The sequence below is a fragment of the Aequorivita vitellina genome (genome assembly GCF_022008365.1).
Classification (GTDB): domain Bacteria; phylum Bacteroidota; class Bacteroidia; order Flavobacteriales; family Flavobacteriaceae; genus Aequorivita; species Aequorivita vitellina.
In genome coordinates this window covers 1-308 of record NZ_JAIRBA010000195.1, presented here as the reverse complement: position 1 = coordinate 308, position 308 = coordinate 1, and the positions used below count along the sequence as shown (strand labels likewise).

Below are 308 nucleotides of genomic sequence, written 5' to 3'. Positions count from 1 at the left end.
ATTGTAGATGAAGTAACTACCCAAAACACACTACCCGTTGCACCGCCATCTGTAACTGAAAGTTCAACCCAGTAAGTTGTAGGCGATCCTGCCTGGCCCATAAAGGTAAATGGGGTTACAGTCATTTCAACTTCGTTTACATCAAAACCAAAGTTGTTACCAATAACCGTTTGGTTATCGATAGTTACAGAAGCTTCAGACCCAATAAGAGCACCTGGAAGTCCAGCAGCATCGTCGTAATAGTTAACATCTACGTTTGTAATTCCACCGTTGGCAAAAATACTTGCGGTAATGTTTTCTAAAGTGAA

At 41.2% G+C, this 308-nt stretch carries 1 protein-coding gene; it reads right to left on the bottom strand.

The window, feature by feature from the left end:
- The coding region (locus K8089_RS16780) for a hypothetical protein (protein WP_237604359.1) at positions 1-308 on the bottom strand (308 nt) is incomplete at both ends.